The sequence below is a fragment of the Pseudomonas sp. LPB4.O genome, assembly GCF_038383825.1.
GTDB lineage: Bacteria > Pseudomonadota > Gammaproteobacteria > Pseudomonadales > Pseudomonadaceae > Aquipseudomonas > Aquipseudomonas putida.
Map to the genome: position 1 here is coordinate 4,124,797 of NZ_CP151298.1, position 24,064 is coordinate 4,148,860.

Below are 24,064 nucleotides of genomic sequence, written 5' to 3' on the forward strand. Positions count from 1 at the left end.
TAGCGGATGGTGCCGGCGTTTTCATGAATGTGCAGGAAATTGCCCAGAATTGCCGAAACTGCACTGCCTCTCTGTAGGAGCAGCCTTGTGCTGCGAAGAGGCCGGTAAGGCCATGAATCTGCTGTGGCAGCACCGGCCTCTTCGCAGCGCAAGGCTGCTCCTACAAACTGCAACGCTGGCGTTGAGGCAGCCAAAGAGATTGACCCTGCTTTTCACCCGCGCCATGCTGCCCTCTCCCCTCCCCCACCGCACGATAGACCATGCTTACCTGGCTGACCCGCGACTCGCTGACCTTCCCGCCCCTGGAAAAGGCCCTGCACGACCCCAACGGGCTGCTTGCCGCTGGCGGCGACCTGAGCCCCGAGCGCCTGGTGCAGGCCTACCGCCATGGCTGCTTCCCGTGGTACCAGGACGGCCAGCCGATCCTGTGGTGGTCACCCGACCCGCGCACGGTGCTGCTGCCCGACCAACTGCATGTTTCCCGCTCGCTGGCCAAGCTGATGCGCCAGGGCCGCTACCAGGTCAGCTTCGACACCGACTTTGCCGCCGTCATCGCTGCCTGCGCTGCACCACGCGACTACGCCGACGGCACCTGGATCACCGACACCATGCGCAACGCCTACTGCGAACTGCACCGCCGTGGCATCGCGCATTCGGTGGAGGTACGCCAGGACGGCGAGCTGGTCGGCGGCCTGTACGGCCTGGCCATGGGCCAGCTGTTCTTCGGCGAATCGATGTTCAGCCGCGCCGACAACGCCTCCAAGGTTGGCTTCGTGACCCTGGTCAACCACCTGCGCGAAGCCGGCTTCGTGCTGATCGACTGCCAGATGCCCACCAACCACCTGCACAGCCTGGGCGCCCATGCCATTAGCCGCGCCGAGTTCGCCGGCTACCTGGCACGCCACCTCGACCAGCCCAACAGCGCAACGTGGGTTGCCTAGGCGAGTTGCCATAGCTGGCTTACACTTAAAACAAAGTCTCACCGAAGGGGTTGATCATGACAGAGTTGGCGCGGTTGAAGTTTTATGCCACTCAGCCCCACTCCTGCAGCTACCTGCCTGACGAGCAGGCGACCACACTGTTCCTCGACCCCAGCCAGCCGATGGACGTGAACGTGTACGCGGACCTGTCGGAAATGGGCTTTCGGCGCAGTGGCGACCACCTGTACCGCCCCCACTGCCAGAACTGCAACGCCTGTGTGCCGGCGCGCATCCCGGCGGCGCGCTTCATTCCCAACCGCCAGCAACGGCGCATTCTCAAGCGCAACGCCGACCTGACCGTGAGCGCCGCGCGCCCGACGTTCAAGGAGGAGTACTTCGAGTTGTACCGGCGCTATATCGAAACGCGCCACGCCGACGGTGACATGTACCCGCCCAGCCGCGACCAGTTTTCTACCTTTCTGGTGCGCGACCTGCCGTTCTGCTGGTTCTACGAGTTCCGCCTGGAAGGCCGGTTGCTGGCGGTGGCAGTGTGCGACCTGCTGCCCAATGGCCTGTCGGCGGTGTACACCTTCTACGAGCCGGACGAGGAGCGACGCAGCCTTGGCCGCTTCGCCATCCTCTGGCAGATCACCGAGGCCGTGCGCCAGGGCCTGGAGGCGGTTTACCTGGGCTACTGGATCAAGAACTGCAAGAAAATGAACTACAAGACGCAGTATCGGCCCATCGAGTTGCTGATAAACCAGCGCTGGGTCACCCTCAACTGAAAGCATTGGCTTGACACGCAGATTTCCGGCATAATCGGCGCCACTTTTTTGCCCGGTGCGGATATGCGTCGGGCTAACACTGGATCCGAGGGCTCAACTGCATGTCGAAAGAAGACAGCTTCGAAATGGAAGGTACTGTCGTCGACACCCTGCCCAACACCATGTTCCGCGTGGAGTTGGAAAACGGGCACGTCGTAACCGCGCACATCTCCGGAAAGATGCGCAAAAACTACATCCGTATTCTCACTGGCGACAAGGTCCGCGTCGAGCTGACGCCGTACGACCTGAGCAAGGGCCGCATCACTTACCGTGCGCGCTAAGCTCCAGCCATGAAAAAGCCCGGCCATGTGCCGGGCTTTTTTGTGCCTGTCAGATTGCAAGGGGCTGCTTTGCAGCCCATTCGCAGCGCAAGGCTGCTCCTACAAAGGCCTTGTGCTGCGAATGGGCCGCAAAGCGGCCCCAATATCACGCCACCTCAGCCGTGGTCTCGAAGTCGAACACCAGTTCGTCATCGCGCAGGTCGATGTGCACCACACCGCCATGCTCGGCCAGTTCACCAAACAGGATCTCCTCGGCCAGCGGCCGCTTGATCTTGTCCTGGATCAACCGCGCCATCGGCCGCGCACCCATCTGCACGTCGTAGCCCGACGCCGCCAGCCAGCCGCGCGCCTCATCGCTGACTTCCAGCAGCACACGCTTGTCTTCCAGCTGCGCCTGCAGTTCGATAAGGAACTTGTCGACGATGCTTTTGATCGTTTCGTGGCTCAGGCGGCCGAACTGGATGATGGTGTCCAGGCGGTTGCGGAACTCTGGCGTGAAGCTCTTGCGGATCACTTCCATAGCATCGGAAGCATGGTCCTGATGGGTGAAGCCGATCGAGGCCCGTGCCGCGGTTTCCGCGCCAGCGTTGGTGGTCATGATCAGGATCACGTTACGGAAGTCGGCCTTGCGCCCGTTGTTGTCGGTCAGGGTCCCGTGGTCCATCACCTGCAGCAGCAAGTTGAAGACTTCCGGGTGGGCCTTCTCGATTTCATCGAGCAGCAATACGCAGTGCGGTTGCTTGGTGATCGCCTCGGTCAGCAAACCACCCTGGTCAAAGCCAACGTAACCAGGAGGCGCACCGATCAGGCGCGACACGGTGTGGCGCTCCATGTACTCGGACATGTCGAAACGCACCAGCTCCACGCCCAGCGCCTTGGCCAGCTGCCGCGCCGCTTCCGTCTTGCCGACGCCGGTAGGGCCAGCGAACAGGAACGAACCGACAGGCTTGTCTGGCGACTTGAGGCCAGCGCGGGACAGTTTGATGGCGGTAGACAGCGAATCGATGGCCTGATCCTGACCGAACACGGTCAGTTTCAGGTCACGCTCGAGGTTACGCAGCAACTCCTTGTCGGAACTGCTGACATGTTTCGGCGGAATTCGCGCGATCTTGGCGACGATGTCTTCGACCTGCGGCACATCGATACGCTTGACGCGGTTGGCCTCCGGTTGCAGGCGCTGATAGGCACCGGCTTCGTCGATCACGTCGATGGCCTTGTCCGGCATGTGCCGGTCATTGATGTAACGCGAGGCCAGTTCGGCGGCGGCGCGCAGGGCTTCGTCGCTGTACTCGATATTGTGGTGGCTTTCGAAGCGCCCCTTCAGGCCGCGCAGAATGCCCACGGTGTCTTCGACCGACGGTTCGCTGACATCCACCTTCTGGAAGCGCCGTGCCAGGGCACGATCCTTCTCGAAGATGCCGCGGAACTCCTGGAAGGTGGTCGAGCCAATGCAACGGATCTCACCAGACGACAGCAACGGCTTGAGCAGGTTGGAGGCATCCATCACCCCGCCTGACGCCGCACCCGCACCGATGATGGTGTGGATTTCGTCGATGAACAGGATCGCCTGCGGGCGTTTGCGCAGCTCACCGAGCAGCGCCTTGAAGCGCTTCTCGAAGTCGCCGCGGTACTTGGTACCCGCCAGCAGCGCGCCAAGGTCGAGGGAGTACACGACACTCTGCGCCAGCAGGTCGGGCACCTGGCCATCGACAATGCGCTTGGCCAGGCCTTCGGCGATGGCCGTCTTGCCCACGCCAGCCTCACCCACCAGCAGCGGGTTGTTCTTGCGCCGACGGGCAAGGATTTGCGCCACGCGCTCAACTTCCTGCTCGCGGCCTACCAGCGGGTCGATACGGCCGGCACGGGCCAGCTCGTTCAAGTTGCTGGCATAGGCGTCCAGCGGGTTGCTCGAAGAGGAGGTTTCACCGCCCTCATCGTCCTGCATTTCCTGGTCGCTATCAGACTGCGAGCCATGCCCCGGCACCTTGGAGATGCCATGGGCGATGTAGTTGACCACGTCGATGCGGGCTACGCTCTGCTGCTTGAGCAGGAACACGGCCTGGCTTTCCTGTTCGCTGAAGATCGCCACCAGCACGTTGGCGCCGGTCACTTCGCGCTTGCCAGAGCTCTGTACGTGGAACACGGCACGCTGCAGTACGCGCTGGAAACCCAGGGTCGGCTGGGTTTCACGGTCTTCATCGTTGACAGGAATCAACGGCGTGGTGGAATCGATGAACTCTTGCAGGTCGTGCTTGAGCTTGTCGAGATTGGCGCCACAGGCGCGCAGAACGGTCGCGGCAGCCTCATTGTCAAGGAGTGCCAGCAGCAGATGTTCGACGGTCATGAACTCATGACGTTTCGAACGGGCCTCCTTGAAGGCCAGATTGAGGGTGACTTCGAGCTCGCGGTTTAACATAGCTTCACCTCATACCCAAGTGGTCGGCGATTAACCGTCCTTCTCGATTTCACAGAGTAGCGGATGCTGGCTTTCCCTGGCGTATTGGTTGACCTGCATAGCCTTTGTTTCGGCGATGTCACGGGTAAACAATCCGCACACTGCCCGCCCTTCTGTATGGACGGTCAGCATGATCTTGGTCGCCAGCTCGCGGTTCAGACTGAAGAACGTCTCGAGCACTTCGACGACGAAATCCATTGGCGTGTAGTCATCGTTGAACAAAACCACCTTGTACATCGGTGGCGCCTGCAGGATCGGCTTGGCTTCCTGGACTGCAAGACCCGAGCCGTCGTCCTCATTCGTTTGCGGGCGATCCTGATTGAATGTTAGTCGAATCTCACTAGGTGCATGCATGGAAAGAATTTCATCATGAGCGTCAGGTTAAGGTTGTGGGTTGACGGCATAGGCCACGGCCGGCGCAGGCGCCGGGCGACCTTGACTATCGGCAAAACGGTGTTACAACCAATAAGAACCCACCGTGGTCGATAAAGATCCGCGCAGTCAACCAGATTTTTCGCAAGGTTCGTATGCGGATGAAGTGGATGATACTCCAGTGATGGAGTCCTTTGCAGAGGGACATAGGGATGGCAAGCGGTAAAGTCAAGTGGTTCAACAATGCCAAGGGCTATGGATTCATCAATGAGGAAGGTAAATCCGATGACCTGTTCGCCCATTATTCGGCCATCCGGATGGACGGATACAAAACCCTCAAGGCAGGCCAATCCGTAGTATTCGACATCGTACAGGGCCCCAAAGGTTTGCACGCCGTCGAAATCAAGGACGCTGCGGTGGCCGCGGCAGAGCCCGACAGAACCCTGGGCGAGCCGCAGAGCGAAACTGCCAAAGCCTGACTGCCTGCGCTGTGCCGGTATACGAAACAACCGGCCGCTTCTTTACAGGAGCGGCCGGTTTTATATTGCCTTACATATGCTTGATCATGGCGTCGCCAAAGCCTGAACTGCTCACCAGCGTGGCGCCGTCCATCAGGCGCTCGAAGTCGTAGGTCACGGTCTTGGCCGCAATGGCGCCGTTGGTGCCCTTGATGATCAGGTCGGCCGCCTCGGTCCAGCCCATGTGCCGCAGCATCATCTCTGCCGAGAGGATCACCGAGCCCGGGTTTACCTTGTCCTGCCCGGCATACTTGGGCGCGGTGCCGTGGGTAGCCTCGAACATGGCCACGGTGTCGGACAGGTTGGCGCCCGGCGCAATGCCGATACCCCCCACTTCCGCCGCCAGCGCATCGGACAGGTAGTCGCCGTTGAGGTTGAGGGTGGCGATCACGTCATACTCGGCCGGGCGCAGCAAAATCTGTTGCAGCATGGCGTCAGCGATGGCGTCCTTGACGATGACTTCACGGCCGCTTTTCGGGTTCTTGAACTTCATCCACGGGCCGCCATCGAGCAGTTCGGCACCAAACTCGTCACGGGCCACTTCGTATCCCCAGTCCTTGAAGGCACCCTCGGTGAACTTCATGATGTTGCCCTTGTGCACCAGGGTCAGCGACTCGCGGTCGTTGTCCACCACGTACTGCAGGGCCTTGCGCACCAGGCGCTTGGTGCCCTCGCGCGATACCGGCTTGACGCCGATGCCGCAGTCCTGGTCGAAGCGGATCTTGGTGACGCCCATTTCCTCCTTGAGGAACTTGATCACCTTGTTCGCCTCAGGCGAACCGGCCTTCCACTCGATACCGGCATAAATGTCCTCGGAGTTCTCGCGGAAGATCACCATGTCGACATCGCCGGGCTTTTTCACCGGGCTCGGCACCCCCTGGAACCACAGCACCGGGCGCAGGCACACATACAGGTCCAGTTGCTGGCGCAGGGCTACGTTGAGCGAACGGATGCCACCCCCCACCGGGGTGGTCAACGGGCCCTTGATCGACACCACGTAGTCCCGCACGGCATCGAGGGTTTCCTGCGGCAACCAGGTGTCCTGGTCGTATACCTGGGTGGCTTTTTCGCCAGCATATACCTCCATCCAGGCGATCTTGCGCTTGCCGCCGTAAGCCTTCTGAACGGCCGCATCCACCACTTTGATCATTACCGGCGAGACATCGACGCCAATCCCGTCGCCTTCGATATAAGGAATGATGGGGTTGTCAGGAACGTTGAGCGAATGGTCTGCATTGACGGTGATCTTGGTGCCGTCGGTCGGAACCTTGATTTTCTGGTATCCCATGCTTGCACTACTCCGCTGTCGGGTGTGATTGGACATCGTGCGATCCACTGAGCCTAAACCACATCTGCCGACCTGCAAGGCGTGCGACAACCCGCCACATTGCAGCTACGTCTTTGGTCTTATAAATGGGCCGATATCACTTGGCCTTGCTGATTAGCCCGAATGGTTTGGTATACTCCGCCGCGACCGTAGGGTCATCGGGGCGAATCCCAGGAAAATGCGGACCGCCCTTGGCCATGAATGGCCGAAAAGCCTGGGTTGTTACCGCAGCTCAGCATTGACGCTCGACTGATGCATCCACCATCACCGCTCGCAGCCTCTCGACTTTCCGCTCATGGCGCTGCCAGGGCGATGCGCCTACCCTGCGCACCACGAGACTCGAGCACGCTCAGCACACAGAGAGTTAACCCGCATGCCCACCCGTTCCAAGATCATCTATACCTTCACCGACGAAGCCCCCGCCCTCGCCACCTACTCGCTGCTGCCGATCGTCGAAGCCTTCACCGCTTCGGCTGACATCGCCGTCGAAACTCGCGACATCTCCCTGGCCGGCCGTATCCTTGCCGCCTTCCCGGAGCAACTGGGCGCAGAGAAGCAAGTAGGCGATCACCTGGCGGAACTGGGCCAGCTGGCTACCACCCCTGAAGCCAACATCATCAAGCTGCCGAACATCAGCGCCTCGGTACCGCAGCTCAAGGCCGCGATCAAGGAACTGCAAGGCAAGGGCTTCAACATCCCTGACTACGCCGACGAGCCGGCCACCGCGGACGAAAAAGAGTCCCGTGCCCGCTACGACCGCATCAAGGGCTCCGCCGTGAACCCGGTGCTGCGCGAAGGCAACTCCGACCGCCGCGCGCCGCTGTCGGTCAAGAACTACGCCCGCAAGCACCCGCACAAGATGGGCGCCTGGGCCGCCGACTCCAAGTCGCACGTTGCCCACATGACCCAGGGCGACTTCTACGGCAGCGAGAAGGCCGCACTGATCGAAGCTGACGACAGCCTGCGCATCGAGCTGGTCGGCAAAGACGGCACCACCACCGTCCTGAAAGAAAAGACCGCCGTCAAGGCCGCCGAAATCATCGACTGCGCCACCATGAGCCGCAAGGCCCTGAAAGCCTTCATCGCCGAGCAGATCGCCGATGCCAAGGCCGCCGGCGTGCTGCTGTCGGTACACCTGAAAGCCACCATGATGAAGGTTTCCGACCCGATCATGTTCGGCGTCATCGTCGAAGAGTTCTACAACGACGTGCTGGCCAAGCACGCCGCAGCCCTGGCCGAAGTAGGCTTCAACGCCAACAACGGTATCGGCGACCTGTACGCCCGCATCAAGGACCTGCCAGCCGACAAGCAGGCCGAGATCGAAGCTGACATCCAGGCCCTGTACGCCCAGCGCCCGGCCCTGGCCATGGTCAACTCCGACAAAGGCATCACCAACCTGCACGTGCCGAGCGACGTCATCGTCGACGCCTCGATGCCGGCCATGATCCGTGACTCGGGCAAGATGTGGAACACCGCCGGTGAACTGCAAGACGCCAAGGCCGTGATCCCGGACCGTTGCTACGCCGGTATCTACCAGGCCACCATCGAAGACTGCAAGCAGCACGGCGCCTTCGACCCGACCACCATGGGCAGCGTGCCGAACGTTGGCCTGATGGCGCAGAAAGCCGAAGAGTACGGCTCTCACGACAAGACCTTCCAGATCAGGGCCGACGGCGTCGTGCGCGTGGTCGATGGCAAGGGCAACGTTGTGCTGGAGCAGAACGTCGAAGCCGGTGACATCTTCCGCATGTGCCAGACCAAAGACGCGCCGATCCAGGACTGGGTCAAGCTGGCCGTCAACCGTGCCCGCCTGAGCAACACCCCTGCGGTGTTCTGGCTGGACCCGGCCCGCGCCCACGACGGCGTGATGATCGAGAAGGTGCAGCAGTACCTGAAGGATCACGACACCACCGGCCTGGACATCCGTGTTCTGCCCCCGGTCGACGCCATCAAGTTCTCCCTGGCCCGCATCCGCGAAGGCAAGGACACCATCTCGGTGACCGGCAACGTGCTGCGCGACTACCTGACCGACCTGTTCCCGATCATGGAGCTGGGCACCAGCGCCAAGATGCTGTCGATCGTGCCGCTGATGAACGGCGGTGGCCTGTTCGAGACCGGCGCCGGCGGTTCGGCGCCCAAGCACGTGCAGCAGCTGGTGGAAGAGAACTTCCTGCGTTGGGACTCGCTGGGTGAATTCCTGGCCCTGGCCGCTTCTCTGGAGCACCTGGGCAACACCTACGACAACCCGCGTGCCAAAGTGCTGGCCAACACCCTGGACCAGGCCACTGGCAAGTTCCTCGACACCAACAAGTCGCCTTCGCGCAAAGTTGGCGGTATCGACAACCGCGGCAGCCACTTCTACCTGACCCTGTACTGGGCCCAGGCCCTGGCTGCCCAGGCTGACGACGCTGCCCTGCAGGCACGCTTCGCCCCGCTGGCAAAAACCCTGGCCGAGAACGAGGAGACCATCGTCGCCGAGCTCAACGCCGTTCAGGGCAAGCCAGCCGACATCGGTGGCTACTACGCCCCGGATGCCGAGCTGACCGCCAAGGTGATGCGCCCAAGCCAGACCCTGAACAGCGCCATTGCTGCCCTGTAAGGTTCGCTTGAAGTAACAGCACAAACCCCGGCCACGCACCGGGGTTTTTGCTTTCTGAAAGAGCTTGCACGGCCCCCTGTAGGAGCGGCCTTGTGCCGCGAAAGGGCCGCAAAGCGGCCCCGGCGTTTTTTGCTGCGAAGCTGATTACCTCGGGCCGCTTCGCAGCCCTTTCGCGGCACAAGGCCGCTCCTACAGGGCCCGTGCCAACCATAGGAAATGCTCATGACCTGGCAACCCCACATCACCGTCGCCACCATCGTCGAGCACGAAGGCAAGTTCCTCTTCGTCGAAGAATTCAAAGCCAACCAGCACGTCTTCAACCAACCCGCCGGCCACCTCGAACCCTTTGAGACCCTGCCCCAGGCCGCCCTGCGCGAAACCCTGGAGGAAACCGCCTGGGAAGTCGAGCTCACCGGCGTGGTCGGCATCTACCTGTACACCGCCCCCAGCAACGGCGTGACCTACCAGCGCATCTGCTTCGCCGCCCGCCCGGTGAGCCACCACGCCGACCTGGCACTGGACAGCGACATCGTCCGCGCCGTGTGGCTGACCCGCGACGAGCTGCTGGCCGACCCGGCCCGCTGGCGCAGCGAGCTGGTGCCACGTTGCCTCGACGACTACCTCAATGGCCCCTTGCACAGCCTTACCCTGCTCCGCGACTGACGCGTCGCCACGGGTTTGATAGAATCGACGTTTTTCCCTTGATACACACCGGTACCCATGACCAGCCCAGCACTCAAAGACCCCGCCAAGACCCGCGTCATCGTCGGCATGTCCGGCGGCGTGGACTCTTCCGTCTCCGCCCTTCTGCTCATCGAGCAGGGCTACCAGGTGGAAGGGCTGTTCATGAAGAACTGGGAAGAAGACGACGGCACCGAATACTGCACCGCCCGTGAAGACCTGGCCGACGCCCAGGCCGTGTGCGACCGCATCGGCATCAAGCTGCACACCGCCAACTTCGCCGCCGAATACTGGGACAACGTGTTCGAGCACTTCCTTGAAGAATACAAGGCCGGCCGCACGCCCAACCCGGACATCCTCTGCAACCGCGAAATCAAGTTCAAGGCGTTCCTCGACTACGCCCTGTCGCTGGGTGCCGACCTGATTGCCACCGGCCACTACGTGCGCCGCCGCGACACCGACGGGCTTACCGAACTGCTCAAGGGCCTGGACCCGAACAAGGACCAGAGCTACTTCCTGCACGCGGTCGGCGGCAAGGAAATCGCCCGTACCCTGTTCCCGGTCGGCGAGCTGGAAAAACCGGAAGTGCGCGCCATCGCCGAAAAGCACGGCCTGGCCACCGCCAAGAAAAAGGATTCCACCGGCATCTGCTTCATTGGCGAGCGCCGCTTCAGCGACTTCCTCAAACAGTACCTGCCAGCCCAGCCGGGCGAAATCGAAACCACCGACGGTGAAGTGATCGGCCGCCACCATGGCCTGATGTATCACACCATCGGCCAGCGCCAGGGCCTGGGCATCGGCGGCCTGAAGGATGCCGGTGACGAGCCCTGGTACGTGCTGCACAAGGACCTGACCCGCAATGTGCTGGTGGTCGGCCAGGGTAACGAACACCCTTGGCTGTTCTCCCGCGCCCTGCTCGCCTCGGAAATCTTCTGGGTCAACCCCATCGACCTCAGCAGCCCGCGTCAGCTCACCGCCAAGGTACGCTACCGCCAGAGCGACCAGCAGTGCACCCTGGAACTTACGGCCAGCGGCTACCGCGCGGTGTTCGACGAGCCGCAGCGCGCCGTTACCCCAGGCCAGTCGGTGGTGTTCTACGACGGTGAAGTGTGCCTGGGCGGCGGCGTGATCGAAGCCGCCGAGCCGTGGAGCCCGCGCACATGAGCAACCTGCAGGAGCAGCTGATTGCGTTGGGTGGTGTGTTTCAGGCCGCCGTCTTGGTGGACCGCATCGCCCGCACCGGCCAGGCCAGTGAGGCCAACATCGGCTGCATGCTCGGCAGCCTGCTGGTGCGTGACCCCAAGGACACCCTCGAGGTGTTCGGCGGTGACGACCTGAACCTGCGCGACGGCTACCGCGCGCTGATCGGCGCCCTGGAGCGCGACCCCAACAGCCTGCAGCGCGAGCCACTGCGCTACGCCCTGTCGATGCTGGGCCTGGAGCGCCAGCTGAACAAGCGCGGCGACCTGCTCGATACCATCGGCAACCGCCTGCCGCAAATCCAGTCCCAGGCTGACCATTTTGGCCTGGTTCATGAAAACGTCATTGCTTCCAGTGGCGCCTTGTACCAGGACACCCTGAGTACCTTGCGTCAGCGCATTCAGGTGCATGGCGACATGCGCTTCCTGCAGCAGGCCAGCAACGCCTCGAAAATCCGCGCCCTGCTGCTGGCCGGCATCCGCGCCGCACGCTTGTGGCGCCAGCTGGGCGGTCACCGCTGGCAACTGGTGTTCAGCCGACGCAAGCTGCTGAACGAACTGTACGACATGATGCGTTCGCCTTCCTGAAAAAGCGACGCCGTGCCCTTGTAGGAGCAGCCTTGTGCTGCGAATGTGCTGCGCAGCAGCCCCGACAATCTGTGCCATGGCCAGAATCCTGGGGCTGCTGCGCAGCCCATTCGCAGCACAAGGCTGCTCCTACATAAGGACCGCGACCTGTTTTATAGGGCCGACCTTTGGTCAGCCACCCGACCTGGGCGCAATTTTCATGTATGATATGCGCCCTTCCAAAAGCCTGACTGTCCGAGAACACCCCATGCAGCTTTCTTCGCTCACTGCGGTTTCCCCTGTAGACGGCCGTTATGCCGGCAAAACCCAGGCCTTGCGCCCCATTTTCAGCGAATTCGGCCTGATCCGTTTCCGCGCCCTGGTCGAAGTGCGCTGGCTGCAGCGCCTGGCCGCCCACCCGCAGATCGGCGAAGTGCCGGCGTTCTCCGCCGAAGCCAACGCGCTGCTGGACAACCTGGCCACCGATTTCAAACTTGAGCACGCCGAGCGCGTCAAGGAAATCGAGCGCACCACCAACCACGACGTCAAGGCGATCGAATACCTCCTCAAGGAGCAGGCCGCCAAGCTGCCTGAGCTGGCCAAGGTCAGCGAGTTCATCCACTTCGCCTGCACCAGCGAGGACATCAACAACCTGTCCCACGCCCTGATGCTGCGCGCCGGCCGTGACGACGTGCTGCTGCCGCTGATGCGCCAGATCGCCGACGCCATCCGCGCCCTGGCCCACGCCCACGCCGACGTGCCGATGCTGTCGCGCACCCACGGCCAGCCGGCTTCGCCGACCACCCTGGGTAAAGAGCTGGCCAACGTCGTGTACCGCCTGGAGCGCCAGATCGCCCAGGTTGCTGCCGTACCGCTGCTGGGCAAGATCAACGGCGCCGTGGGCAACTACAACGCCCACCTGTCGGCCTACTCGCAGATCGACTGGGAAGAGAACGCCCGCGCCTTCATCGAAGACGAGCTGGGCCTGCAGTTCAACCCGTACACCACCCAGATCGAGCCGCACGACTACATCGCCGAGCTGTTCGACGCCATCGCCCGCTTCAACACCATCCTGATCGACTTCGACCGTGATGTGTGGGGCTACATTTCGCTGGGCTACTTCAAGCAGAAGACCGTTGCCGGCGAAATCGGCTCGTCGACCATGCCGCACAAGGTCAACCCGATCGACTTCGAAAACTCCGAAGGCAACCTGGGTATCGCCAATGCGCTGTTCCAGCACCTGGCCAGCAAGCTGCCGATCTCGCGCTGGCAGCGCGACCTGACCGACTCCACCGTGCTGCGCAACCTGGGCGTGGGCTTTGCCCACAGCGTCATTGCCTACGAAGCCAGCCTGAAAGGCATCGGCAAGCTGGAAGTCAACGAAGCCCGCATCGCAGCCGACCTGGACGCCTGCTGGGAAGTACTGGCCGAGCCGATCCAGACCGTAATGCGCCGCTTCAACATCGAAAACCCCTACGAGAAGCTCAAAGAGCTGACCCGTGGCAAGGGCATCACCCCGGACGCGCTGCTCACCTTCATCGACGGCCTCGACATGCCAGCCGAAGCCAAGGCCGAGCTCAAGCAGCTGACCCCCGCTACCTACATCGGTAACGCGGCAGCCCAGGCCAAACGCATCTAAGCTGACCGTCGCGTACAACGCCCGGCCTGGCCGGGCGTTTTTATTCCCGTACGAAAATTACGTTTTTTCAATAGGTTGAACATGAATCCTGATACTCCACTGCAGCTGCTCGGCGGCATCTCGGCCCGCGAATTCATGCGCGACTACTGGCAGAAGAAGCCCCTGCTGGTGCGCCAGGCCTTCCCCGACTTCATCAGCCCGATCGACCCCGACGAACTGGCTGGCCTGGCCCTGGAAGAGGAAGTCGAGTCGCGTATCGTGCTGGAGCACGGCGCCCACCCGTGGGAGCTGCGCCGCGGCCCGTTCAACGAAGATACCTTCGCCGAGCTGCCGGAAAAAGACTGGACCCTGCTGGTACAAGCGGTGGACCAGTTCGTCCCGGAAGTGGCCGAACTGCTGGAAAACTTCCGCTTCCTGCCCAGCTGGCGTATCGACGATGTAATGATCAGCTTCGCAGCCCCCGGTGGCAGCGTTGGGCCGCACTTCGACAACTACGACGTGTTCCTGCTGCAAGGCCACGGCCAGCGCAACTGGAAGATCGGCCAGATGTGCAACAGCGACAGCCCGCTGCTGGAGCACGCCGACCTGCGCATCCTTGCCGAATTCGAGCAGAGCGAAGAGTGGACCCTGGAGCCAGGTGACATGCTCTACCTGCCACCACGCCTGGCTCACTACGGCGTAGCCGTGGACGACTGCCTGACCTACTCGGTGGGCTTCCGCGCGCCAAGCGCCGCCGAAGTGCTGACCCACTTCACCGACTTCCTCGGCCAGTTCCTGCCGGACGAAGAGCGCTACAGTGACGCCGACGCCCAGCCGGTCAGCGACCCCCACCAGATCCAGCACGACGCCCTCGACCGCCTCAAGGCCCTGCTCGAGAAGCACATGGGCGACAAGGACCTGCTGCTGACCTGGTTCGGCCAGTTCATGACCGAGCCGCGCTACCCTGAGCAGATCGTTGGCGAAGAGCTGAGCGAGGAAGAGCTGGTGGACGCCCTCGAGCAAGGCGCCATCCTGATCCGCAACCCAAGCGCACGCATGGCCTGGTCGGAGTTCGAGGACGACCTGCTGTTGTTCGCCAGCGGCCGCAGCTGCCCGCTGCCAGGCAAACTGCGCGAGCTGCTGAAGCTCGTGTGCGCGGCAGACGCCCTGCACATCGACAACCTCGCAGACTGGCTGCAGGACGAAGATGGCCTTATGCTTCTACAGCAGCTGGTCAAACAAGGGAGCCTGGGATTCGCCAATGAATAAGATCAGCGTTCGCCTCGCCGACTGGCAGAAAGACAACGCCGACATCCGCCGTATCCGTGAAGCGGTGTTCGTCGCCGAGCAGCACATTCCGCCAGAGCTGGAGTTTGATTCGGAAGACCAGGACGCCCTGCACTTCCTGGCCATGGAGGGTGACTACCCGATTGGTACCGCGCGCCTGCTGGCGGACGGCACCATCGGGCGCATCTCGGTGCTCAAGGACTGGCGCGGCCTGAAAGTGGGTGACGCGCTGATGAACGCAGTGATCGTCGAAGCGCAAAACCGCGACCTGAAGCAGCAGATGCTCAGCGCCCAGGTGCACGCCACGCCGTTCTACGAGCGCCTCGGCTTTCGCATAGTCAGCGAGGAATTCCTCGAAGCCGGCATCCCGCACGTGGACATGGTGCGCGACTCGCGCGTCTGATCCATCACCTCCCCACAGGTGCCCCACACATTCTGAAAAATGTGCGGCCCCTGTGGGAGCGGGTTTACCCGCGAAAGGGCTGGTACAGGCTCAACACACTTCCCCTGACAAAAACCTGTACATCCATCCAGATAAAACTTGCCTCCGCGCCCCCGCTTGCGCATCCTAGTGCCCATCACCCCCGATGAAGCGTCCCCGGCCATGCGCCTGTTCCTCTGCGAAAAACCCTCACAGGCAAAAGACATCGCCAAAGTGCTCGGCGCCACCCGTAAGGGCGACGGCTGCTGGCAAGGCACTGACGTCTGCGTAACCTGGTGCATCGGCCATCTGCTGGAAACCGCCCCGCCCGACAGCTACGACGAACGCTACAAGCGCTGGAACCTGGCCGACCTGCCGATCATCCCCGACAAGTGGAAGATGCTGGTCAAGCCCAAGACCGCCAGCCAGTTCAAGGCGGTAAAGCGCCTGCTGGGCGAAGCGCGGGAGCTGGTGATTGCCACCGACGCCGACCGCGAAGGCGAAATGATTGCCCGCGAGCTGGTCGAGCATTGCCGCTACCGCGGCCCGGTGCAGCGCCTTTGGCTGTCGGCGCTCGACGACACCTCCATCCGCAAGGCCCTGGCACGCCTGCTGCCCGGCCACGAAACGTTCAACCTTTATCACTCGGCGCTGGGCCGCTCCCGCGCCGACTGGCTCATCGGCATGAACATGAGCCGGCTGTTCACCCTGCTTGGCCGCCAATCCGGCTACCAGGGCGTGCTGCCGGTGGGCCGGGTGCAAACCCCCACCTTGCGCCTGGTGGTCGACCGCGACCGCAGCATCGCCGACTTTGTGCCGGTGCCGTTCTGGGCCATCGACGTCCAGCTTGAACATGCAGGCCAAGCTTTCAACGCCCAGTGGCGTGCGCCCGAGGACGCCTGCGACGACCAGGGCCGCTGCCTGAACCAGAGTTTGGCGCAACAGGCCGCCGCCGCCATCGGTAACGCTGGCACGGCACGGGCCGTAAAGGTGACCACCGAGCGCGTGCGTGAAGCCGCGCCCCTGCTTTTCGACCTCGGCACCCTGCAAGAGCTGTGCTCGAAAAAGTTCGGCCTCGGCGCCCAGGAAACCCTCGACATTGCCCAGGCCCTGTACGAAACCCACAAGCTCATCACCTACCCGCGCAGCGACTGCGGCTACCTGCCGCTGAGCCAGCACGCCGAAGCACCGGCCATTCTCGCCGCCCTGCAAAGGGCCGATGCCAGCCTCGCACCGCTGCAGCCCCACCTGGAGCCGCAGCGCCGCTCGCGGGCGTGGAACGACGCCAAGGTCAGCGCCCACCACGGCATCATCCCTACTGCCGCCGCCAGCGACCCGTCGCGCCTGCCGGCCAAGCACAAGGCGGTGTACACCCTGATCCGCGCCCGCTACCTGGCGCAGTTCCTGCCCAACCACGAATATGACCGCACCCAGGCCGACTTCGACTGCGCCGGCCATGCCCTGCGCGCGGTGGGCAAGCAGATCGTCGAGCCGGGCTGGCGCCGCGCCCTGCCCGAAGCGCTGACCCCGGCCAAAGGCCGCGAAGCACCACCGGCCCAGGTGCTGCCAGCGCTGAGCGAAGGCCAGGACTGCACCGTGCAAGGCCTGCAACTGAAAGATCTGTGGACCCAGCCGCCCAAGCCGTTCACTGAAGGCGACCTGATCAAGGCGATGAAAAACGTGGCCAAGCTGGTGGATGACCCTCGGCTGAAGCAGAAACTCAAGGAAACCACCGGCATCGGCACCGAGGCCACCCGCGCCAGCATTATCCAGGGCCTGCTCGACCGCGGCTATCTCGTAAAAAACGGCAAAGCGCTGGCGGCCACACCTGCGGCCTTCAGCCTGATCGATGCCGTCCCCCGCGCCATCGCCGATCCCGGCACCACAGCGATCTGGGAGCAGGCGCTGGACATGGTGCAAAGCGGCGAGATGAGCCTGGAAGAATTCGTGGCCCGACAGTCGGCGTGGATGGGCAAGCTGGTCGAGCGTTGCAGCGGCATGCGCATGACCATCAGCGGGCCGGCAGCTGGGGCAGCGCCGCCCTGGAAGAAGAAGCGTCGCGGTGGAGGTGGGAAAAGCAAAGCAGCCGGAAGCAAATCGGCAGCAAGCAAGCCGCGTCAGCCCCGAAAAAAAGCGACAACCTGAAGCTTCTGCACTGGCATCACAGGCCCTATCGCCGGCAAGCCAGCTCCCACAAGTCTTGTACAAGAACTGAAGCCAGTGCAGGTCTTGAGAGCCTAAGTCTTACACAGGTGCTGATGCCCATTGGGTACTTGTGGGAGCTGGCTTGCCGGCGATAGGGCCAGCTAAGGCAGCACATCAATAACAGGTAAACTACCAAACCCTGCCTGACACATTGGCACCATGAAATTTCCCTGCTAAGTTTTCATGAAAATAATCACAATAATTTTCACGAGGCTTCTGCATGTTCAAACAATCCGCCCAGCACGTCGCCAGCTACTACGCCCAGACCTACCCCGCCAACATCCCGCTGCGCCCTACCCTGCAAGGCACCCACGACACCGACGTGCTGATCATCGGCGCCGGTTTCAGCGGCCTGCATACAGCCCTGCGCCTGACCCAGGCAGGCAAACGCGTAACACTGCTGGAGGCCAGCCGTGTGGCCTGGGCTGCTTCCGGGCGCAACGGTGGCCAGGCACTGCTGGGCTGGTCTTGCGACATGCCGCCACTGGAAAAGGCCTTGGGCGTGGAACGCACCCGGCGCCTGTGGGCCAGCATGTGCTGGGCCGCCGACGAGATGCGCGAACTGCCACAACGCCACGGCTTCGATATCGACTACCGGCAGGGCAGCCTGTGGACTGCGGTATTGCCGCGCCGGGTGAAAATGCTCGAAGAGGCCCTGCACGATGCAGAACACAAATGGGGCTACGACGCCCTGCGCCTGATCGGCCGCGACGAGCTGCCACAATGGATCGACAGCCCGCGCTACCAGGCTGCGCTGTATGACGCCAAAGGCGCCCACCTCAACCCGCTGAAGCTGGCCCAAGGCCTGGCCAGTACCATCGAGGCTGCCGGCGGGCAAATCTACGAACAGAGCCAGGTGCTCAGCTACCAGCAGGCTCGCGACGGCTATGTCGCCCGTACCGACCGTGGCGAAGTTCGCTGCCAGGTACTGGTGCTGGCCTGCAACGCCTACATCGACCGCCTTGACCGCAGCCTGTCGCGTCGCCTGTTACCAGTCGGTTCCTACCAGGTCGCCACCGCGCCTCTGGATGCCGACTTCGCCCATTCGTTACTACCTCGCAACAGTTGTGTGATCGACAACCAGTTCGTACCCGACTACTTTCGCCTCACCCCGGACCACCGCCTGCTGTTCGGTGGCGGCTGCACTTACCTGGGCGGCATTCCCAAGAACGTCGCCAGCACCACCCGCCCGTACCTGGAGCGGGTGTTCCCGCAACTGGCCGGGGTAGCCATCGACTATGCCTGGGGCGGCCATATTGATTGCAGCATACAACGCACCCCGGACGTCGGCCGCGAGGGCCAGCGCTACTGGCTGCAGGGTTTCTCCGGGCATGGCGTACTGCCAACCCTGGCCGCAGCGCGAGCCGTCAGCGATGCCATTCTTGGCGATGAAGACCTGTTGGCGCTGTACCAAGTCATCGACAATGGACGCTTCCCCGGCGGGGACCTGCTCGCAGCACCGCTGGAAGCCGCCGCCAAGGCCTGGTACAGAATGCGCGACACGCTCTGAAGACGGCCGGCGCTTGCTTCGCCGAAATCTGCCCTATTCTCAATAGCTCCCTTCGGTTCCTGCATACAGGAGACACGATCATGAGCCATGTAACGACGCAGGACGGCGTACAGATTTTCTACAAGGACTGGGGCCCGCGCGATGCACCGGTGATCCACTTCCACCACGGCTGGCCGCTCAGTGCCGACGACTGGGACGCGCAGATGCTGTTCTTCCTCGCCCAGGGCTATCGCGTGGTGGCCCACGACCGCCGAGGTCACGGCCGCTCCAGCCAGGTATGGGACGGCCACGACATGGACCACTACGCCGACGACGTAGCCGCCGTGGTTGCCCACCTGGGCACCCAGGGCGCCGTACATGTCGGCCACTCGACCGGGGGTGGCGAGGTGGTGCGTTACATGGCTCGGTACCCTGAGGACAACGTGGCCAAAGCCGTGCTGATCGCCGCCGTACCGCCCTTGATGGTGCAAACCCCCGGCAACCCCGGTGGCCTGCCCAAGTCGGTGTTCGATGATTTCCAGAACCAGGTGGCCAGCAACCGGGCGCAGTTTTACCGGGATGTGCCAGGCGGACCGTTCTACGGCTACAACCGACCCGGTGCCGAAGCCAGCGAAGGCATCATCGCCAACTGGTGGCGCCAAGGCATGATGGGCAGTGCCAAGGCCCATTACGATGGCATCGTGGCGTTTTCCCAGACCGATTTCACCGAGGACCTCAAAGGCATAAAACAGCCGGTACTGGTGATGCATGGGGACGATGACCAGATCGTGCCGTATGAAAACTCCGGGGTGCTGTCGGCCAAGCTGCTGCCCAATGGCACGTTGAAGACCTACAAAGGCTACCCGCATGGCATGCCGACTACTCATGCCGATGTGATCAACGCGGATTTGCTGGCGTTTATCCGTAGCTGATGTAATCACCTGTAACGGCCCTTTCGCGGGTAAACCCGCTCCCACAGGTACAGCGCTGCCCTCAGGTTCTACGCTGAACCTGTGGGAGCGGGTTTACCCGCGAAGAGGCCGGCACTGGCAACACACCCCTCCCAGGCTTACCATGTCTCCCTTATAGCGCGGCCCTTTGCCGCACCTTGCCTCCCTGCCTGCCAAGACCCCCATGCCCTTCGAACTCACCGTAGAACCCCTAACCCTGCTCATCCTGGCCCTGGTCGCCTTCGTCGCTGGTTTCATCGATGCCATCGCCGGTGGCGGGGGCCTGCTCACCACCCCGGCCTTGCTCACCGCCGGCATGCCCCCGCACCTGGTACTGGGCACCAACAAGCTCAGCTCCACCTTTGGCTCGGCCACCGCAGGTTTCACCTACTACAAGCGCAAGCTGTTCCACCCGGCGCAGTGGCGCCCGGCGTTGTTCGCCACCTTGACCGGGGCGTTGCTGGGTGCGGTCATCGCCCACTACATGCCAGCCGAGTGGTTGAACAAGATGCTGCCGGTGATCGTCTTCGCCTGTGGCATCTACCTGCTGTTCGGCGGCACACCCAAGGCGCCGCTGGATGCCGATGCGCCGATCAAGAAGAAGTGGCAAGTGCCGCAAGGCTTCACCCTGGGCTTCTACGACGGCGTGGCCGGCCCGGGTACCGGGGCGTTCTGGACGGTCAGCACCCTGCTGCTGTACCCCATCGACCTGGTCCGCGCCAGCGGCGTGGCGCGTAGCATGAACTTCGTCAGCAACATCGCGGCACTGACGGTGTTCATCATTTCCGGGCAGGTGGATTACGTCGTCGGCCTGTGCATGGGCCTGTCGGTCATGGTTGGTGCCTTTTTTGGCGCACGCACGGCGATCAGTGGCGGCAGCAAATTCATCCGCCCGGTGTTCATCACCGTGGTGCTCGCCTTGACCGTGCGCCTAGCGTGGCAGCACTGGTTCGGGCAAGCCTAAGCGCCTGGCCACATAAAGATCGATCAGGTACCGGGCAATCGACCGCCCGGCCGGCAACGGTGGCAGGTCGTGGACGCTGAACCACTGGGCGTCCTCGATCTCGTCCGGCTGCATGACGATATCGCCCCCCGCGTATTCGGCATGAAAGCCCAGCATCATCGAGTGCGGGAATGGCCAGCACTGGCTGCCGACGTACTGGATGTTCCGCACGTCCACCGCCACCTCTTCACGCACTTCGCGCACCAGGCAGTCTTCTGCCGACTCCCCCGGCTCGGCAAAGCCCGCCAAGGTGCTGTACACCCCGGTGACGAAGCGCGGCGAGCGCGCCAGCAAGATTTCATCGCCACGGGTCACCAGCACTATCATGCTCGGCGAAATACGCGGATAGCTGCGCAGGTCGCATGGCTGGCAGTACATCGCCCGCTCCCAGCGAATTTGCGTCATCGCCTGGCCGCAGCTGCCGCAGAAACGGTGCTCGCGGGCCCAGGTGCCGATCTGCGCGGCATAACCCAGTACTTTGTAGGTGTCGAAGTCGCCTTCGAGCATGAATGCCCGCAGGCCACGCCAGTGGCAACCGGGCACGTCGGTGGCGCTGCGCAGCTCCAGCAGGAACACCGGCTGGCCGTCGAAATGGCCGATGCCATGCTCGCATAACACGTCGAGGTCCTGGCGTTTGAGCCAGTCGCGGGGGAACAGCGCGCCGTTGTCGTCCACCAGAAACCCTTCCGGGCTGCGGGCCACGGCCACGCCCCCGGTGATCTGCGGGTCGAGTACTGCAGTAGTCCAGCGTGCTGACATGTCGGGGGTTCCTTGACTGCGCGTCCCCCGGCCCGATCAGTCGGCGAACGTCGGTTTCTGTTTGCTCATGTGCGCCGCCACGGCCACGCGCAGGTCTTCGGACTGCAGCATCGCGGCGTTCCAGGTGGCGATGTAATCCAGGCCATCGTCGATGCGATGGTCACGCATGTAGCTGAGCATTTCCTTGGTGCCGGCCACGGCGATCGGCGATTTTGCAGCAATCTCCCGGGCGATGGCAAAGACACCGTCCAGCAGTGCGGCCTGATCATCATAGATCCGGTTGACCAGGCCGATGCGCAGGGCCTCGTCGGCCGCAACGTTGCGCCCGGTGAAGGCCAGCTCACGCATGATGCCGTCGCCAATGATATGTGGCAAACGTTGCAGTGTGCCGACGTCGGCGGCCATGCCCATGTCGATTTCCTTGATCGAGAACTGCGCGTCGCTGCTGCAGTAACGCATGTCGCACGCCGAGATGAGGTCGATGGCGCCGCCGATACAGTAGCCCTGCACGGCCGCCAATACGGGTTTGCGGCATTTGTCCACGGCGGTGAACGAGGCCTGCAGGCGCTGGATGGTGCTACGCAGAAAGCGCGCATTGCGCCCCACGTCCTTGCCCATTTGCCCAGCCAGCGAGGCCAGCATCATGAGGTCGATGCCTGCGGAAAAATGCTTGCCTGCACCACTGATCACTACCGCCCGCACGGTATCGGTGTCGTCGATCCACTGGAAGATAGTGATGATTTCTTCCCAGAAGGCCGCGTTCATCGCGTTGACCTTTTCCGGGCGGTTGATCTGAACGTGGGCGATGTTGTCGGTCAGTTCAACCTTGAACGCACTGTACTCGTTCACGGGCGGCACTCCTGCGGGTGAAGGATTCATGGCGTGGATGTTAACCCAGCCCGATGGCCGTACTTGTGCCAAAAACGGGACTGCACGCCTTGCCTAAGACGCGCCAATCCGGCACCGTGCGCCATCGCCGAATCATAAGGATACATATTCATGTCACGCTCCCTGTCCGGCGCCCTCGCCCACGGTTTTCTGGGCCAGTCGCCGCTTTGGTACAAGGCGGTCATCTGCCTGTTCCTGGTGCTCAACCCGCTGCTGCTGGTTACCGTTGGCCCGGTTGCAGCAGGCTGGGCGCTGGTGCTCGAATTCATCTTCACCCTGGGCATGGCGCTGAAGTGCTACCCGCTGATGCCTGGCGGCCTGCTGCTGATCGAAGCCTTGCTGTTACAGATGACCACGCCACAGGCGCTGTATGAGGAACTGCAACACAACTTCCCGGTGATCCTGCTGCTGATGTTCATGGTCGCCGGTATCCATTTCATGAAGGAGCTGCTGCTGTTCCTGTTTTCGCGCATTTTGCTCGGGGTACGCTCGAAGGCAGTTCTGGCGCTGCTGTTCTGTGTGCTGTCGGCGTTTCTGTCGGCGTTTCTCGATGCGCTGACCGTGACGGCGGTGATCATCAGCGCTGCGGTCGGCTTCTACGCCGTGTACCACCGCGTCGCGTCCGGCGCCAACCCGCGCGAGGAAAGCGCGGTGGACAGCGACCAGCAGATCGCCCACCTGCACCGCGAAGACCTCGACCAGTTCCGCGACTTCCTGCGTAGCCTACTGATGCACGGCGCAGTGGGTACCGCCCTGGGTGGCGTGTGCACCTTGGTGGGCGAGCCACAGAACCTGCTGATCGGCCACGAGATGGGTTGGCACTTCGCCGACTTCTTCTTCAAGGTGGCACCTGTGTCGCTGCCAGTGCTGGGTGCCGGCCTGCTGACCTGTGTGCTGCTGGAAAAACTGCGCCTGTTCGGCTACGGCACCTTGATGCCCGAGCCGGTGCGCCAGGTGCTGGCCGCCTACGCGGCCGAGGACGACGCCGCGCGCACTCAGGCCCAGCGCATCGCGCTGTGGGTGCAAGGGTTTGCAGCGCTGATATTGATCGTCTGCCTGGGGCTGCATGTGGCTGAAGTGGGCCTGATTGGCCTGATGGTGATCGTGCTGATCACGGCGTTTACCGGTATCACCGATGAACACCGGCTGGGCCGCGCCTTCCAGGACGCCATGCCGTTCACCTCGTTGCTGGTGGTGTTCTTCGCCGTGGTCGCGGTTATCCATCAGCAGCAGCTGTTCAGCCCATTGATCAGCTGGGTGCTGACGCTGCCGGCCGAGCAGCAACCGGGCATGCTCTACCTGGCCAACGGTTTGCTGTCGGCGATCAGCGACAACGTGTTCGTCGCCACCATCTACATAACCGAGGTGAAGCAGGCGTTTCTCAATGGCAGCATGAGCCGCGAGCATTTCGAAACGCTGGCGGTGGCAATCAACACCGGCACCAACCTGCCCAGCGTGGCAACGCCGAATGGGCAGGCAGCGTTCCTGTTCCTGCTGACCTCGGCGATTGCGCCGCTGATCCGGCTGTCGTACGGGCGGATGGTGTGGATGGCGTTGCCCTATACCGTGGTGATGGGTGGGCTGGGTTGGTGGGCGGTGACCTACTGGCTGTGATGTAAACCTGCACGGGCCCCTTGTGATCGGCTAATTCAGTCTCTTGTAGGAGCAACCTTGTGTCGCGAACGGGCTGCGAAGCAGCCC

At 62.7% G+C, this 24,064-nt stretch carries 21 protein-coding genes; 16 read left to right on the forward strand and 5 right to left on the reverse strand.

Annotated features, from left to right (window positions below; translation table 11 throughout):
• The first annotated feature begins 260 nt into the window (after positions 1-260).
• The 3 genes from aat to infA all read left to right on the forward strand — a co-directional run bounded on the left by aat (position 261) and on the right by infA (position 2,025).
• Entirely contained in the window at positions 261-941 is a 681-nt protein-coding gene (aat, locus tag MRBLPB4O_RS18800) for a leucyl/phenylalanyl-tRNA--protein transferase (protein ID WP_063422625.1), read from the forward strand.
• A gap of 56 nt (positions 942-997) precedes the next feature.
• A complete protein-coding gene (locus tag MRBLPB4O_RS18805) occupies positions 998-1,705 on the forward strand; it encodes an arginyltransferase (protein ID WP_341796242.1) in 708 nt (235 codons plus the stop codon).
• A 101-nt stretch (positions 1,706-1,806) separates the two neighbouring features.
• Entirely contained in the window at positions 1,807-2,025 is a 219-nt protein-coding gene (gene infA / locus MRBLPB4O_RS18810) for a translation initiation factor IF-1 (protein WP_002553999.1), read from the forward strand.
• A 145-nt stretch (positions 2,026-2,170) separates the two neighbouring features.
• Here infA and clpA read toward each other — a convergent pair whose 3' ends face one another.
• Together clpA and clpS are read right to left on the reverse strand one after the other, a co-directional pair.
• Entirely contained in the window at positions 2,171-4,441 is a 2,271-nt protein-coding gene (gene clpA, locus MRBLPB4O_RS18815) for an ATP-dependent Clp protease ATP-binding subunit ClpA (protein WP_049275337.1), read from the reverse strand.
• 30 nt (positions 4,442-4,471) lie between these two features.
• Positions 4,472-4,834, reverse strand: a complete 363-nt coding sequence (gene clpS, locus MRBLPB4O_RS18820; RefSeq protein WP_016488124.1) for an ATP-dependent Clp protease adapter ClpS — start codon at positions 4,832-4,834, stop codon at positions 4,472-4,474.
• A 230-nt stretch (positions 4,835-5,064) separates the two neighbouring features.
• Here clpS and cspD point away from each other — a divergent pair, with 230 nt between their 5' ends.
• On the forward strand, positions 5,065-5,331 hold the full coding sequence (gene cspD / locus MRBLPB4O_RS18825) for a cold shock domain-containing protein CspD (protein WP_016498853.1): 267 nt from the start codon (positions 5,065-5,067) through the stop codon (positions 5,329-5,331).
• Positions 5,332-5,401: 70 nt separating this feature from the next.
• Here the strand turns inward: cspD and icd are convergent, their stop codons facing one another.
• The gene (gene icd / locus MRBLPB4O_RS18830; RefSeq protein ID WP_341796243.1) at positions 5,402-6,658 is read right to left on the reverse strand and encodes an NADP-dependent isocitrate dehydrogenase; all 1,257 of its coding nucleotides are present in this window, start codon (positions 6,656-6,658) and stop codon (positions 5,402-5,404) included.
• Between the two features lie 412 nt (positions 6,659-7,070).
• On the opposite strand from icd, the gene MRBLPB4O_RS18835 reads away from it, so the two are divergent.
• The 11 genes from MRBLPB4O_RS18835 to MRBLPB4O_RS18885 all read left to right on the forward strand — a co-directional run bounded on the left by MRBLPB4O_RS18835 (position 7,071) and on the right by MRBLPB4O_RS18885 (position 20,677).
• The gene (locus tag MRBLPB4O_RS18835) at positions 7,071-9,296 is read left to right on the forward strand and encodes an NADP-dependent isocitrate dehydrogenase (RefSeq protein WP_341796244.1); all 2,226 of its coding nucleotides are present in this window, start codon (positions 7,071-7,073) and stop codon (positions 9,294-9,296) included.
• A gap of 222 nt (positions 9,297-9,518) precedes the next feature.
• A complete protein-coding gene (locus MRBLPB4O_RS18840; RefSeq protein ID WP_341796245.1) occupies positions 9,519-9,959 on the forward strand; it encodes an NUDIX hydrolase in 441 nt (146 codons plus the stop codon).
• 57 nt (positions 9,960-10,016) lie between these two features.
• Complete coding sequence (gene mnmA, locus MRBLPB4O_RS18845; protein ID WP_341796246.1) at positions 10,017-11,141, forward strand: tRNA 2-thiouridine(34) synthase MnmA; 1,125 nt, start codon at positions 10,017-10,019, stop codon at positions 11,139-11,141.
• Positions 11,138-11,764: a high frequency lysogenization protein HflD gene (gene hflD, locus MRBLPB4O_RS18850; protein ID WP_063422621.1), complete on the forward strand. Its 627-nt coding sequence runs from the start codon at positions 11,138-11,140 to the stop codon at positions 11,762-11,764. Before mnmA ends, hflD begins: the two co-directional genes overlap by 4 nt.
• Positions 11,765-12,011: 247 nt before the next feature.
• Complete coding sequence (purB, locus tag MRBLPB4O_RS18855) at positions 12,012-13,382, forward strand: adenylosuccinate lyase (RefSeq protein ID WP_258908181.1); 1,371 nt, start codon at positions 12,012-12,014, stop codon at positions 13,380-13,382.
• Positions 13,383-13,463: 81 nt separating this feature from the next.
• Positions 13,464-14,630 carry a cupin domain-containing protein gene (locus tag MRBLPB4O_RS18860; protein WP_341796247.1) on the forward strand — a complete coding sequence of 389 codons (1,167 nt, stop codon included), beginning with the start codon at positions 13,464-13,466 and terminating at the stop codon, positions 14,628-14,630.
• Positions 14,623-15,051 (forward strand): GNAT family N-acetyltransferase, encoded by a 429-nt coding sequence (locus MRBLPB4O_RS18865; protein ID WP_016498845.1) that lies wholly within the window; start codon positions 14,623-14,625, stop codon positions 15,049-15,051. Before MRBLPB4O_RS18860 ends, MRBLPB4O_RS18865 begins: the two co-directional genes overlap by 8 nt.
• A gap of 201 nt (positions 15,052-15,252) precedes the next feature.
• A complete protein-coding gene (locus MRBLPB4O_RS18870) occupies positions 15,253-17,214 on the forward strand; it encodes a DNA topoisomerase III (RefSeq protein ID WP_341798911.1) in 1,962 nt (653 codons plus the stop codon).
• Between the two features lie 280 nt (positions 17,215-17,494).
• Positions 17,495-18,784 (forward strand): FAD-binding oxidoreductase, encoded by a 1,290-nt coding sequence (locus tag MRBLPB4O_RS18875; protein ID WP_341796248.1) that lies wholly within the window; start codon positions 17,495-17,497, stop codon positions 18,782-18,784.
• Positions 18,785-18,864: 80 nt separating this feature from the next.
• Complete coding sequence (locus MRBLPB4O_RS18880) at positions 18,865-19,695, forward strand: alpha/beta hydrolase (protein WP_341796249.1); 831 nt, start codon at positions 18,865-18,867, stop codon at positions 19,693-19,695.
• Positions 19,696-19,897: 202 nt separating this feature from the next.
• On the forward strand, positions 19,898-20,677 hold the full coding sequence (locus tag MRBLPB4O_RS18885) for a TSUP family transporter (RefSeq protein WP_016498840.1): 780 nt from the start codon (positions 19,898-19,900) through the stop codon (positions 20,675-20,677).
• Here MRBLPB4O_RS18885 and nudC read toward each other — a convergent pair.
• On the reverse strand, positions 20,645-21,475 hold the full coding sequence (gene nudC, locus MRBLPB4O_RS18890) for an NAD(+) diphosphatase (protein WP_341796250.1): 831 nt from the start codon (positions 21,473-21,475) through the stop codon (positions 20,645-20,647). The genes MRBLPB4O_RS18885 and nudC overlap by 33 nt on opposite strands.
• 36 nt (positions 21,476-21,511) lie before the next feature.
• Entirely contained in the window at positions 21,512-22,324 is an 813-nt protein-coding gene (locus tag MRBLPB4O_RS18895; RefSeq protein WP_341796251.1) for a crotonase/enoyl-CoA hydratase family protein, read from the reverse strand.
• A 150-nt stretch (positions 22,325-22,474) separates the two neighbouring features.
• Here MRBLPB4O_RS18895 and nhaB point away from each other — a divergent pair, with 150 nt between their 5' ends.
• Positions 22,475-23,977, forward strand: coding sequence for a sodium/proton antiporter NhaB (gene nhaB, locus MRBLPB4O_RS18900; protein ID WP_016498837.1), 1,503 nt, complete (start codon positions 22,475-22,477; stop codon positions 23,975-23,977).
• Positions 23,978-24,064 lie beyond the last annotated feature (87 nt).

What these genes read in the sequence shown, in the direction of transcription:
- aat (WP_063422625.1), top strand. Translation starts at nt 261, where the DNA reads ATGCTTACCTGGCTGACCCGCGACTCGCTGACCTTCCCGCCCCTGGAA.
- MRBLPB4O_RS18805 (WP_341796242.1), top strand. Translation starts at nt 998, where the DNA reads ATGACAGAGTTGGCGCGGTTGAAGTTTTATGCCACTCAGCCCCACTCC.
- infA (WP_002553999.1), top strand. Translation starts at nt 1,807, where the DNA reads ATGTCGAAAGAAGACAGCTTCGAAATGGAAGGTACTGTCGTCGACACC.
- clpA (WP_049275337.1), bottom strand. Translation starts at nt 4,441, where the DNA reads ATGTTAAACCGCGAGCTCGAAGTCACCCTCAATCTGGCCTTCAAGGAG.
- clpS (WP_016488124.1), bottom strand. Translation starts at nt 4,834, where the DNA reads ATGCATGCACCTAGTGAGATTCGACTAACATTCAATCAGGATCGCCCG.
- cspD (WP_016498853.1), top strand. Translation starts at nt 5,065, where the DNA reads ATGGCAAGCGGTAAAGTCAAGTGGTTCAACAATGCCAAGGGCTATGGA.
- icd (WP_341796243.1), bottom strand. Translation starts at nt 6,658, where the DNA reads ATGGGATACCAGAAAATCAAGGTTCCGACCGACGGCACCAAGATCACC.
- MRBLPB4O_RS18835 (WP_341796244.1), top strand. Translation starts at nt 7,071, where the DNA reads ATGCCCACCCGTTCCAAGATCATCTATACCTTCACCGACGAAGCCCCC.
- MRBLPB4O_RS18840 (WP_341796245.1), top strand. Translation starts at nt 9,519, where the DNA reads ATGACCTGGCAACCCCACATCACCGTCGCCACCATCGTCGAGCACGAA.
- mnmA (WP_341796246.1), top strand. Translation starts at nt 10,017, where the DNA reads ATGACCAGCCCAGCACTCAAAGACCCCGCCAAGACCCGCGTCATCGTC.
- hflD (WP_063422621.1), top strand. Translation starts at nt 11,138, where the DNA reads ATGAGCAACCTGCAGGAGCAGCTGATTGCGTTGGGTGGTGTGTTTCAG.
- purB (WP_258908181.1), top strand. Translation starts at nt 12,012, where the DNA reads ATGCAGCTTTCTTCGCTCACTGCGGTTTCCCCTGTAGACGGCCGTTAT.
- MRBLPB4O_RS18860 (WP_341796247.1), top strand. Translation starts at nt 13,464, where the DNA reads ATGAATCCTGATACTCCACTGCAGCTGCTCGGCGGCATCTCGGCCCGC.
- MRBLPB4O_RS18865 (WP_016498845.1), top strand. Translation starts at nt 14,623, where the DNA reads ATGAATAAGATCAGCGTTCGCCTCGCCGACTGGCAGAAAGACAACGCC.
- MRBLPB4O_RS18870 (WP_341798911.1), top strand. Translation starts at nt 15,253, where the DNA reads ATGCGCCTGTTCCTCTGCGAAAAACCCTCACAGGCAAAAGACATCGCC.
- MRBLPB4O_RS18875 (WP_341796248.1), top strand. Translation starts at nt 17,495, where the DNA reads ATGTTCAAACAATCCGCCCAGCACGTCGCCAGCTACTACGCCCAGACC.
- MRBLPB4O_RS18880 (WP_341796249.1), top strand. Translation starts at nt 18,865, where the DNA reads ATGAGCCATGTAACGACGCAGGACGGCGTACAGATTTTCTACAAGGAC.
- MRBLPB4O_RS18885 (WP_016498840.1), top strand. Translation starts at nt 19,898, where the DNA reads ATGCCCTTCGAACTCACCGTAGAACCCCTAACCCTGCTCATCCTGGCC.
- nudC (WP_341796250.1), bottom strand. Translation starts at nt 21,475, where the DNA reads ATGTCAGCACGCTGGACTACTGCAGTACTCGACCCGCAGATCACCGGG.
- nhaB (WP_016498837.1), top strand. Translation starts at nt 22,475, where the DNA reads ATGTCACGCTCCCTGTCCGGCGCCCTCGCCCACGGTTTTCTGGGCCAG.